Here is an 11224-nt window from a genome sequence, read left to right as displayed (position 1 = left end):
AAGAACGACAAGCTAAGGAAAGATTAGCGGCAAAATTACGAGAATTAGGCATCAATCCCCAGACAATTTAGCCGGTTAAAATCTGCAAACGGCCATCAATAACCCCTTGAGTTACAATTATCTTGATTTGACTGGACAGACTTGAATGCAACTCACTCCCGAACAATACAAAGAAAAAATGCAGCGCCGCAAGGTCATCCAAGAGGAACGTTTAGCCGAAAAAATCGCTGAAAAAGGTTTAATTATCGTTAATACCGGCGATGGCAAGGGAAAAACCACGGCAGCCCTCGGTATGGTTTTACGTTCCCTCGGTCATGGTTACAAAGTGGCGGTGGTACAATTCATCAAAGGTGCTTGGGAACCTGCCGAACAAAAGATTTTTAGTGTTTGGGGGGAACAAATCGAGTTTTATGCTATGGGGGAAGGTTTCACCTGGGAAACCCAAGATAGAGAAAGAGATATAGAGAAAGCCGAAGAAGCATGGCAAAAAGCCCTAACTTTTCTCGAAAATCCCCAATATCAATTAATTTTACTCGATGAGATCAATATCGCCCTTAAATTCGGTTATCTGGATATTCAGGAAGTTATCGCTGGTTTAGCCCGAAAACCCGCTAATTGCCACGTTATTCTCACTGGTAGAGGAGCTTTACCCGAATTAATCGAGATAGCGGATTTAGTCACGGAAATGAAGTTAATTAAACATCCCTTTCGTCAACAGGGAGTGAAAGCGCAACCCGGCATCGAATTTTAATTAGGGTTTGCGGCAAAAAGTTTTTCGTGGGGGCAGGGTGTGGGGTGTGGGGTGTGGGGTGTAGGGTTTTACCGATTTTGAGGTAGTCAGTTACCTAATTTTCAGGGAAAAAGTATCTGAATTTTACCCCCGATCCCTCCAATGGTCGGCACTTTTTGAGGGAAAAAAAGTCTAAAAGCCTTATCCAACAAGGTTTTTAGATTTATTCAGCAAGCCCTAATTAACTACTGCTTAAGCGTTGTACCGTCTCTCCCGACAATAATCGATGAGTTTCGGCGAGAAGATAGGGAATTTTATCAGCGTGGGGACTAGCGGCTAAACAGGCAGTTAAATCGAGTTTTTCCACCTCTTTTGCCTGTTGACCGGGGAACCAATGACCCCCATTCCCCAAGAGATTGTATCTGGCCCTCGCAAAGTCGAGCATATCGTAGGCGATAGCGAGATTGCGTAACCAGAGGATAGAACGAATATTGATGTGATTGGGGGTATTTTCCCAGCTAGGTAAACCCACAGACCAAGTTTTCACCCAATTATCGCCTAAACAGTTGATCATTTCCCCTTGCAATCTCTCGATAATTGGCGGTAAAATCTCCTCGGCTCGATCGAGTAAGGGTAAAGTTTTCAGGTGTTCATCAAAATCTCTGGCTCGCGCAGCACCGATACTCAGGGTATGGACGGTCGGATGACTGAGACAGAATAGATTATTAAAAACCATCGGACTGAGAGGAAAACAGAGAGCCACGAGCTTAGGGGGAGGATTGTAGAGATGGCCGCCCTTATCGGCGGGACTAATGATAAAAACCCCCATATCGTGCTGTTTTGCCGCTTCTATGGCCAGCCAGTTATTCTGAAAAATATAGTACCAGTGCAGATTGAGGTAATCGTAACAATTTGTTGCAATAGTCTTGACAATTACATCAGTTGGTGCATGGGTCGAGAAACCGATAAAACGAACTTTTCCCAGTTGCTGTAATTTTTTCGCCTCTTGCCAACAACCGCCCTCGGCCATAGTGTCATCGAGAATTTCCTCGGTGTTGATGCCATGGATACCCAACAAATCCACATAATCTAACCGTAAAAATTGCAGGGATTGCTCAAATTTACGGCGAAATTCCCGCACATCTTGACTAGGAGAAACTTTCGTCTGCACGATAATCTCATCCCTCGGTAGTTGCGGCAAAATTTTGCCCAATTGCATCTCCGAAGTGCCGTAACCCCTAGCGGTTTCGATGTGATTAATCCCCACTTCTAGAGATTTATTGATGATTGCCTCTAAATTGCCTTGATTCTCGTCGGGAATTTGCGACATCGGCACATCCTGCCACTGAAATTGATAGCGCATTCCCCCACAGGAAAAAACCGGCATTTGTAGATTAGTGCGACCGAAACGACGATACTGCATATATTCAGTTATCAGTTATCAGTGGGAAGTGAGGAGACCACTTCGTGCGCGTTGCGGGGGGAGAAGGGAGAGGGGTGATGGGGTTTTAGGGTTTTAGGGTTTTGGGGTATTAGTTGAAACTTCCCTATTTCCCCATTCTCCCATTCCCCCATTCCCTATCCCCTGTTCCCCGTTCCCTAAATTTAATCGGATAAAGTGAGAATTTCGACACCGGTTTCGGTGACGGCGATGGTGTGTTCAAATTGGGCCGAAAGTTTACCATCTTTAGTAATAGCAGTCCAACCGTCTTTTAAGACAATATGTTGCCAGGTTCCCTCATTAATCATTGGTTCAATGGTGAATACCATGCCGGGGCGAATTTTTTTGCCCTTGCCACGAGTGCCGTAGTGGGGAACCTGCGGACCGGTGTGAAAAACATTACTGATACCATGACCGACAAAATCTCTAACCACCGAAAATCCTTGTCCTTCGGCATATTCTTGGATAGCCGCCCCGATATCGCCGATTTTACCCCCCGGCTGCACTGCATCTATGCCTCTTTGCAGACATTCTCTGGTAACTTCCACTAACTTTTTGGCCAGGGGGGAGGGAGTACCGACAAAGAAAGTCTGCGACGTATCGCCGTGATAACCTTCTAAAATCGGGGTGACATCGATGTTAATAATATCGCCGTCTTTGAGGATTTGATCGGCGCTGGGGATGCCGTGACAGATAACCTCGTTAATGCTAGTACAGATGGACTTAGGAAAACCATGGTATCCTAGGGGCGCACTTTTGGCTCCATGGGCGCGAGTCCAACGTTCTGCCTCGTCATTGATTTCTAGGGTACTTACCCCCGGTTTAACCATATCGGCCAGATGGTCTAACAGTTTAGCCGCTAATCGTCCGGCTCGGCGCATTTTTTCAATTTCCCGGGGAGAGAGTAAGGTGATGGTATCGTTGCCCATGAATTATCCGACTGTTGAGAAAGATTCTTGTTACATTTCTTATCCTAGCAAAATCGGGCAGCGTTATTGTTTAGGGGGTTGGGTTATGGGAGTGGGAAGTGGGGAAGTAGGGTGTGGGGTGTGGGGTGTAGGGTGTGGGGTGTAGGGTGTGGGGAAGTGGGGAAGTGGGGAGACCACTTCGTGCGCGTTGCGGGGCGAAATGGGGAGAATAAATAAAAATAATCTCCTGTCTCCTGTCTCCTGACTACTGATAACTGAGGTTCTTCGTTACTTGGTATGGTTCAATAGGGTGGCATAAATCGACTAAATCCTTATCTGGCAAGAGTTCTATTGATTAGTTCGTTCTAGATCGAAAACAATTGACAAAAATCGCATCAATGTCCTTTTCTATAAGGGTTTCATCCCTTATAGAAAAGGACATTGCATAGCACAAACCGAAGAACCATAACTGATAACTGATAACTGATAACTGATAACTGATAACTGATAACTGTCTCCTATCTCCTGACAAGACAAATTAACCGAATCTACCGGCTACATAATCGCGAGTTTGTTGATTAACTGCATCGGTGAAAATTTTCTGGGTGGCATCACATTCCACCAAATGACCGACGCGGCTTTCATCGGTATTAAAAAAGGCCGTGCGATCGGATACCCTAGAGGCCTGTTGCATATTATGGGTGACAATGACGATCGTGTATTGTTGCTTCAATTCATGGATTAATTCCTCGACTTTGAGGGTAGAAAGGGGGTCTAAAGCGGAACAAGGTTCATCCATTAATAATACTTTTGGTTTTACCGCCAAAGCGCGAGCAATACACAATCTTTGTTGTTGTCCTCCCGATAATCCTAAAGCGGATTTCTTCAACAGATCTTTAACTTCATTCCAAAGAGCAGCTCCTTTTAAAGCTGATTCCACAATCCCATCTAATTCACTGCGACTAGCGGAACGATAAATTCTAATACCGTAGGCAATATTATCGTAAATACTAGCGGGAAAAGGGTTAGGGCGCTGAAACACCATACCCACCTGTCGCCGTAAGGTATGAAGGTTAACTTTGGGGGCGTAGATATCCTGGCCAAAAAACCTAACTTTGCCCTTAACTGTCACTTGCCCCTCTAATTCCCCGATGCGATTGAGGGCTTTTAAGAGAGTAGATTTACCACAACCAGAGGGGCCGATCATGGCGGTTACTTGCCTTTGCGGGATTTGTAAAGAAACCCCTTCCAGGGCTTTTTTGCTACCGTAGAAAAAGCTAAGATTTTCGACTTCGATCGCCGAATTAGCTAGAGAAGTAGGATTGTTCATGAGAGAGGAATCGATCATCAGAAAAATGCTTAATTTGAGCGTTTACGAGTGACAAAACGGGAGAGAAGGCTAGTAATTAAAACTAAGATAATTAGGACTAAAGAAGCTGTCCAAGCCAAGGAATTTTGTTCAGGAAAGGGGGAACTAGCGTAGTTATAAATCAACACCGTTAAAGCCGGTGTGGGCGACCAAAGACTTTCTTGCCAAAATTGACTAAATAAAGCCGTAAACATTAAGGGAGCGGTTTCTCCAGCGGCCCGGGCCACCGCTAATAATATCCCGGTCATAATCGGTGCGATCGCTGCTGGTAGGACAATGCGAAATACCGTATCGAAACGGGAACCCCCCAAAGCGGAGGAACCGAGACGGTAGGACATAGGTATTAGTTTTAGGGACTCTTCCGTGGTTAAAGCGACGATGGGCAACATGATCACCCCTAAAGCAAAGGCCCCCGCTACGGCGGAAAATTGTTTGGTAGTTAACACCAAAACCCCGAAGGAAAACACCCCGACAATAACGGAAGGGGTACTACTCAACACCACGATCGCAAAGCGTAGAATACCACCAATTTTGGAACCCCGAGCGAATTCCGAGAGAAAAACCCCGGTGAGAATCCCCAGAGGTATGCTGCCCAGGGATGCTAAACCGACCATGGTTAAAGTCCCGACGATCGCATTGGCAAAACCGTTGGGAACACTGGGATCAGAGCCAACTGGGGCGGGTAAAGAGGTGAAAACTTGCCAATTGAATCCGGGTAAACCTTCTTTGACAATTTGAAAGAGGATGGCGAATAAAGGCAGAATAGCGATGGCACTAAGAGCGATCGCTAAACCCGTGAGACCGTTGGTAAAAAAATGTCGCCAGGGTGACAGGGGTTGCTGTAAATCTTCTTCGGGAAAAGCTCCTTGAGTCATAAAATTAACGATTGCGGTTGATAAATTGTACTAATAAAGCCGCTACACTATTGACGGCTAAGGTAATAAAAAATAGAATCAAAGCTAGATACATCAAGGCTCCGATATGGACTTTTTCAAAAGCTTCTGGGAAGGTATTAGCTAGTACAGCGGGAATAGTGTAACCGGGGGCCAAGAGGGAGGGAGTAATAATCGAGGAGTTACCGATTACCATGGCCACCGCCATGGTTTCCCCTAAAGCACGCCCTAAACCGAGGATAATCGCCCCGATAATGCCAGAACTGGCCGCCGGCAACAGCACGCGCCAGATGGTTTCCCAACGAGTGGCACCTAGGGCCATGGAGGCGCTGCGTAATTCGGGGGGGACGGTAAGCAAGACATCGCGACTGATAGCGGAAATGGTCGGCACAATCATGATGGCCAGGATCACACCGGCGATCAGCATACTTGGTCCCAAAGGTTGGGTATTAAACAAGGGGAACCAAGCAAGATTTTGAAATAACCATTCTTGCAAGGGTTTAAGCACGGGAATTAGCACGAAAATCCCCCATAAACCAATAATTACACTGGGAATCGAGGCAATTAATTCCACTAGAAAACCGATGGGATAACGGACACTTGCCGGCAAATAATTCTCGCTAGTGCTTAAAGCAACGGCGACACTGAGGGGAATGGCTAATAAAAGAGCCAGAATCGAGGAAACAACAGAACCGAAAATAAAGGGTAAACCACCAAATTTGAGGACGTTAACATCCCAAGTGGTTCCCCAGAGAAATCCCAGACCGAATTCATTGATCGCCGGTCGCGCATCCTGAAAAACAATCCAGGCCATCCAGAGCAGAAAAATTAAACCGGAGGCGGCACAAATCCAGACTAGGATTGTAAAAATGCGATCAAATAAACCGGCAGTGCCGGGGTTTTCGTTAAGATTGGCTGCCGAGAGATCAAAAGACTCGACGGGTTCAGAAAAATTGGCCATAAGGTAGACAGCAATTACCAGTTATCAGTTGTTGAAAACGCAACTGTAGGGGCTGAACAATGTTCAGCCCAGAGAAAAGAAATACTTGCAGTTATTAGTTATGGACTGAACCGGTAACTTTTTCCATCTTACTGGAAAGTGGTGACAATCAATCCCAAACTAATACAAAAGTATTTAGGGTTTGCGGCAAAAAGTACGGGCGAAGCATTCGGTTAGAAAATCTCCGGTTTCACCGATAGGTTATTGCCCGAATGCTTCGCCCCTACAGGACGCGGGCCGATGAAGACGCAAGGTTTTGAACGACGATTCTCTCAAAATTTGCACCTGTTTCGCTCGTAAAGCCACAAAACCCTTACCTTGCCTACATTTCACATTTATTCAGCAAACCCTATTTATTTAATTTTGTTAACTTCGGCTAAAACTTTTTCAGTCACCGATTGAGGAATCCGGGTAAATTCCAATTGATTGTTGATTCTTTGACCGGTGGTGAGAATCCAAGTCAACAGTCTTTTAATTTCCGCCGCTTTTTTGTTATCAGCATAGTCTTTCGGTACTAATAACCAAGTAATCCCGACGATCGGATAGCCATTGCTCGGATCATCTACATTAGCGGTAAAATCGGCGTTAAATTTGATCCCTTCCATCGCCTTGTTAGCTTGAGCGAGACTGGGTTCGACAAATTGACCGGCTTTATTTTGAATTCTGGCGGTTCTCATGGTTGCCCCTTCGTTTTTGCGGGCAAAGGTATCTTGAACGTAACCGATCGAGCCTTCTGTTTGTTTAACCAGGGCTGCCACACCATCATTTTTCGGTCCCTTGAGAACGGTAAAACCCCAGTTAGGTTCTTTGCTGGTTCCCACTTTACTTTTGAAAGAAGGACTAATAGCGCTCAGGTGGGAAGTAAAAATCTCGGTAGTACCGCTACCATCAGCCCTAACCACTACTTTAATCGGTCGGTCGGGCAGTTTCGGATCTACTTGTTTCCAGTTGGTGATCTCACCACTGAAGATTTTGCCCAGGTTAGCCCGAGAAATTTGCAGGTTATTTACCCCGGGCAGATTATAAACTACGGCGACGGCTCCTCCGGCGGTGGGAACCAGCAGTAAACCGTTTTTCATCTGGCTTTTTTCCGAGGAGGAAGGAGCGGCATCGGAAGCCCCAAAATCGACGGTTCCGGCGATAAATTGCCGAATACCAGCACCGCTACCGACGGAATTATAGTTAACGGTGACACCAGTGGCGTTTTTATAGTCGGCAAAATAACGCTGGTATAGGGGCGCGGGAAAGGAGGCTCCTGCACCGTTCAGGGTTTGGGCGAAAGCTTCTCCCATCGTCCCTGCTAGGGCCGCTGCCGTGGCGAAGGAGACAGCACACACACGAGTTAGGGTAGCAGTTGAGAATATCATAAGTTTTCTGGTTGAAGAATCCTGCACAATTGGGAAAGTTGAACTTTCTTCAAAATATAGTTTAAGGCACAAATATTACTTTTAAATCTAGAAATATTTTAGTTTTTTTTGGTTAAGATTGGGTTAAGCTTACTTTAATTACTCTTAACCTTAAACCTTGATTAGAAAAGTAGTTAGTTAGTAATTTTATCGGCAAGATTTTCTAGGGAAAATAGACGAGGTTTAAGCCGATCCTAAGAAAAACTAATTGATCCCATCATTACAGATTAGAATGGGATAAGCGCATCTCAAATACTATGGAAATTGGTATTTTGCTAGTTAATTTTACTACCTAAGCAAAATTAATTACAGTTCTAAGCTGTTAGCTGTCAGCCGTAAGCCTTGAATCAGTTTCATTGATCAGTTACCAGTTATCAGATGTGAGTTTTCAATTCACTGATCACTGTTTACTGATAACTGAAAGGTCTCCTGTCTCAACTAGGAAATTAATTGTCCACGACTACTTATAAGTTCTCAAAAATTGCGCCCCTAGTGATCGTTTAAGATCGAACTATCAACCTTGGCCAAATTTGAGAGATAAAGGTAATGGCTCGATCGCACCCCGTTCCTAACTTGCCGGTAGCCCCGGAAAAACGGCAATTCAACCCGCGGTTGCTGTTGCCCCTAGCTGTTGTGATTGCCGCCGGTTATCTCGGTTGGCGACATTTTGCCCCGGTCCCCCCAGCTACGGTACTCAATGTCAGTGGCAGGATTGAAGCAGACGAAACTGATATCGGGGCAAAAACTGGCGGACGAGTAGATCAAATTTTAGTCCGGGAGGGCGATCGAGTCAAAGCAGGACAAGTGATCGCAGTAATCGTCGATGAGGAAGTTAATCAACAACTGCAAGCAGCGATCGCGTCTGTTCACGCCGCCCGACAAGCGGAAGCACAAGCATTGTTAGATATTAGCGTGGCCGAAAGTCGCATTCAAGAAGCGGCAGCGAACTTAGTGCAGGCAAAAGAAGACTCCTCCGGACGAGTTAGCCAAGCGAGCGCCAACGTTGCTGCCGGTCAAGCGGCAGTAGAACAGGCCAAAGCGGAGGTAAAACAGGCAGCAGCGGCAATAATCAGGGCAGAAGCCCAATTAAAACTGGCTTTAGCCGATCAAGAACGTTACGATCAACTATTTAGGCAAGGAGTAGTTAGCCAGCAACAATTCGATCGCACCCGTACCGATGCCGACGCGGCCAAAGCAGACTTAGACACCGCTAAAGCTACTCTCGTGGCACGAAAAGCCGCCGTTAACACTGCCAGGCAGCAACTGCGAGCAGCGCAGGGAAATTTAGCCCAAACCCGTTCCACCGCCCTTAATTCCGTCATTCGCAGTAATCAGTTAAGTGCTTACCAACAACAAAAAGAACAAGCTAAGGCCCGATTAGCCATCGCCCGGGCAAATTTACAAGCGGCGATCGCTAATCAACAACAATTACAAAAACGTCTCGACTCCATGCAGGTGAAAAGTCCCATTAATGGCATCGTTCAGGATCGTCCCTTGCAACCGGGGGCCGTAGTTACCAGTGGGAAAACCCTACTCACCGTCATCGATCCCCAATCGATCTATCTGCGCGCCTATATACCAGAAGGAGACATCGGCAAAATTTATGTGGGCAAACCAGCACAGGTATTTCTCGACTCCGATCCTGATCGCCCCTTAGCTGCTAAAGTTAGTGCGATCGATCTAAAAGCTGCCTTTACTCCCGAAAATATTTACTTCCAAAAAGATCGCGTCCGGCAAGTGTTTGGTGTCAGATTAGCGATCGATCAGTCGGAAACCTACGCTAAACCCGGGATGCCCGCCGATGCTAAAATTGACTTGAAATAACCATGGTTTCCTCCACCGATACCTCTTTATCCCCCTTAATTGAAGTCGTCAACCTCCAGAAAAACTACGGCAATTTTGCCGCCGTCAGAGGGATAAATTTCCAAGTCTATCCAGGGGAAATTTTTGGCTTAATTGGTCCAGATGGAGCGGGAAAAACCACCACCTTTCACATTCTGGGCGGGGTGATGAACCCATCGGGTGGTTATGTGGATTTAGAGGGAAAAAAGCCCCGTCACGTCCGTCAAACTATCGGCTATTTAACCCAACAATTTTCCCTCTATCTTGACCTCAGCATTGATGAAAACCTGCGTTATGTGGCCAATTTGCGCCGAGTAACCGAGAGGGATTTGCAAGCGCGCCGGGATAAATATTTAACTTTAATGAACCTGAAGGGCATCGGCGATCGCCTGGCGGGCCAACTTTCCGGGGGCATGAAACAAAAACTCGCCCTCTGTTGCGCCCTGATTTCTCGTCCCCAAATCCTACTTCTCGATGAACCCACTTCTGGAGTTGATCCCGTCTCTCGGCGAGAATTTTGGGATATTTTAGCCACTTTAGCCCGCGAAGGTATAACAATTGTGGTGGCTACTCCCTACCTCGATGAAGCGGAACGTTGTCACCGCATCGCTTTGATGTACGAGGGAGAAATTCACGAGATCGGAACTCTCAGCCAATTGCGCCAACGTCTCGGTTTACAACGCCTGGAAATTCGATCGCCCGATATCGCCGCTACCGCCGAAAAAATACTTCTTTTGGTGGATGGACAAAATATTAATGACGTGCAGTTATTTGGTGATCGTCTAGATGTGTTAACTGGCAATCCCCAGCAAGCAACCAGAATTATTCAGAATGCGATCGATCATCTCAGCGCTATCCACCCTAGCGAGGCAACCCTAGAAAACGTCTTTGTCACCCGTTTGCGACAACAGGGTTCCGATCCCCCTTTTATCCCCTTACCAAAGTTTAAATCCGAGACCATCACCACGGGAATAGCGATCGATGCTAGGGATTTGCGGAAAAGCTTCGCTAATTTTTGCGCCGTCAAAGGTGTTACTTTAACCATTGACTACGGAGAAATATACGGCTTATTGGGGGCGAATGGTGCGGGAAAAACCACCACGATTAAAATGCTGTGTGGGCTACTTTCCGCCTCTGGGGGCGATATTTCCTTAGCTGGGCGCAGTCAAGACCTGCGTAATCCCGTATTACGGCAAAAAATCGGTTATATGAGTCAAAAATTTACTATTTATGATGATCTCACTGTGGTCGAAAATCTGGAATTTTACTGCGGGGTTTATGGGGTTCCCCCGCGCTACCGTCAGCAAAAAATCGCTTGGGTTTTGGAAACGGTGGGATTAATCGGACGGGAAACAATGTTAACCGGAAGACTGCCAGGAGGATGGAAACAACGCGTCGCTTTTGGCGCTTCCGTCATGCACGAACCGGAGATACTATTTCTCGATGAACCCACTTCTGGAGTTGATCCCCTAGCGCGACGACAATTCTGGCGCTTAATTAGGGCTTGCTGAATAAATCTAAAAACCTTGTTGGATAAGACTTTTGGACTTTTTTCCCCTCAAAAAGTACCAGATATGGGAGTGATCAGGGGTAAATTCAGGGACTTTTTCCCTGAAAATTAGGTAATTGACCCCC

9 protein-coding genes are annotated in these 11224 nt (G+C 46.3%); 3 read left to right on the top strand and 6 right to left on the bottom strand.

Going from position 1 to position 11224, the window contains the following annotated elements:
* Nucleotides 1–145 precede the first annotated feature (145 nt).
* Complete coding sequence (gene cobO / locus O9295_RS04015) at nt 146–751, top strand: cob(I)yrinic acid a,c-diamide adenosyltransferase (RefSeq protein ID WP_287078185.1); 606 nt, start codon at nt 146–148, stop codon at nt 749–751.
* Between the two features lie 220 nt (nt 752–971).
* Here the strand turns inward: cobO and O9295_RS04010 are convergent, their stop codons facing one another.
* The 6 genes from O9295_RS04010 to pstS all read right to left on the bottom strand — a co-directional run bounded on the left by O9295_RS04010 (nt 972) and on the right by pstS (nt 7708).
* Complete coding sequence (locus tag O9295_RS04010; RefSeq protein ID WP_288031887.1) at nt 972–2153, bottom strand: aldo/keto reductase; 1182 nt, start codon at nt 2151–2153, stop codon at nt 972–974.
* 182 nt (nt 2154–2335) lie between these two features.
* Nucleotides 2336–3100 carry a type I methionyl aminopeptidase gene (gene map / locus O9295_RS04005; RefSeq protein WP_002760006.1) on the bottom strand — a complete coding sequence of 255 codons (765 nt, stop codon included), beginning with the start codon at nt 3098–3100 and terminating at the stop codon, nt 2336–2338.
* 517 nt (nt 3101–3617) lie between these two features.
* Nucleotides 3618–4427 (bottom strand): phosphate ABC transporter ATP-binding protein PstB, encoded by an 810-nt coding sequence (pstB, locus tag O9295_RS04000; RefSeq protein ID WP_288031885.1) that lies wholly within the window; start codon nt 4425–4427, stop codon nt 3618–3620.
* Nucleotides 4428–4438: 11 nt separating this feature from the next.
* Nucleotides 4439–5323: a phosphate ABC transporter permease PstA gene (gene pstA, locus O9295_RS03995; protein WP_190719110.1), complete on the bottom strand. Its 885-nt coding sequence runs from the start codon at nt 5321–5323 to the stop codon at nt 4439–4441.
* Nucleotides 5324–5327: 4 nt separating this feature from the next.
* A complete protein-coding gene (pstC, locus tag O9295_RS03990) occupies nt 5328–6302 on the bottom strand; it encodes a phosphate ABC transporter permease subunit PstC (protein WP_190719107.1) in 975 nt (324 codons plus the stop codon).
* A gap of 392 nt (nt 6303–6694) precedes the next feature.
* Entirely contained in the window at nt 6695–7708 is a 1014-nt protein-coding gene (gene pstS, locus O9295_RS03985; protein WP_288031882.1) for a phosphate ABC transporter substrate-binding protein PstS, read from the bottom strand.
* A 585-nt stretch (nt 7709–8293) separates the two neighbouring features.
* Here pstS and O9295_RS03980 point away from each other — a divergent pair.
* Complete coding sequence (locus O9295_RS03980; protein WP_288031879.1) at nt 8294–9571, top strand: HlyD family secretion protein; 1278 nt, start codon at nt 8294–8296, stop codon at nt 9569–9571.
* A 2-nt stretch (nt 9572–9573) separates the two neighbouring features.
* The gene (locus O9295_RS03975; protein WP_288031876.1) at nt 9574–11100 is read left to right on the top strand and encodes an ATP-binding cassette domain-containing protein; all 1527 of its coding nucleotides are present in this window, start codon (nt 9574–9576) and stop codon (nt 11098–11100) included.
* Nucleotides 11101–11224 lie beyond the last annotated feature (124 nt).

The organism is Microcystis sp. LE18-22.4A (assembly GCF_027531105.1).
GTDB lineage: Bacteria > Cyanobacteriota > Cyanobacteriia > Cyanobacteriales > Microcystaceae > Microcystis > Microcystis aeruginosa.
Note: the sequence above shows the minus strand (reverse complement) of the source record. Positions and strands in the feature narration are given on the sequence as shown.

Bases quoted from the DNA above. Each gene is read 5' to 3' on its own strand.
- cobO (WP_287078185.1), top strand. From the start codon at position 146: ATGCAACTCACTCCCGAACAATACAAAGAAAAAATGCAGCGCCGCAAG.
- O9295_RS04010 (WP_288031887.1), bottom strand. From the start codon at position 2,153: ATGCAGTATCGTCGTTTCGGTCGCACTAATCTACAAATGCCGGTTTTT.
- map (WP_002760006.1), bottom strand. From the start codon at position 3,100: ATGGGCAACGATACCATCACCTTACTCTCTCCCCGGGAAATTGAAAAA.
- pstB (WP_288031885.1), bottom strand. From the start codon at position 4,427: ATGATCGATTCCTCTCTCATGAACAATCCTACTTCTCTAGCTAATTCG.
- pstA (WP_190719110.1), bottom strand. From the start codon at position 5,323: ATGACTCAAGGAGCTTTTCCCGAAGAAGATTTACAGCAACCCCTGTCA.
- pstC (WP_190719107.1), bottom strand. From the start codon at position 6,302: ATGGCCAATTTTTCTGAACCCGTCGAGTCTTTTGATCTCTCGGCAGCC.
- pstS (WP_288031882.1), bottom strand. From the start codon at position 7,708: ATGATATTCTCAACTGCTACCCTAACTCGTGTGTGTGCTGTCTCCTTC.
- O9295_RS03980 (WP_288031879.1), top strand. From the start codon at position 8,294: ATGGCTCGATCGCACCCCGTTCCTAACTTGCCGGTAGCCCCGGAAAAA.
- O9295_RS03975 (WP_288031876.1), top strand. From the start codon at position 9,574: ATGGTTTCCTCCACCGATACCTCTTTATCCCCCTTAATTGAAGTCGTC.